This is a genomic window from Desulfocurvus sp. DL1XJH-121, from assembly GCF_054819825.1.
Window position 1 is genome coordinate 1 of sequence record NZ_JBTVWW010000095.1, and the last position, 273, is coordinate 273.

General features: G+C 63.0%; 1 protein-coding gene. It reads right to left on the reverse strand.

Annotated elements, in window-relative coordinates; genetic code table 11:
• Positions 1–72: 72 nt before the first annotated feature.
• A partial coding sequence (locus tag ACYYG1_RS17450) for a hypothetical protein (protein WP_461211608.1) occupies positions 73–273 on the reverse strand: 201 nt, incomplete at its 5' end.

Here is a 273-nt window from a genome sequence, read left to right on the forward strand (position 1 = left end):
CCGAAAGGAACTGCGCGCTGATCACCGCGATCATGCCGCGTGACAACAAAGGGGATTCGGTCGAAGGATTCATCAGGCACTCTCCGGCTGTTCGGCCATATGACGCAGGGTGACGAAATCGGGTTTGCCGCTGCCGAGCACCGGCAGCGTTTTCAACAGGCGAATATCGCGCGGCACCGCCAGCTCCGGGCTGCCCAGTTCGCGCGCCACCCGCAGCAATGCCTCGCGGGTAATGGCGGGATCGGTGGTGAACAGCACCAACGCCTCGCCTTT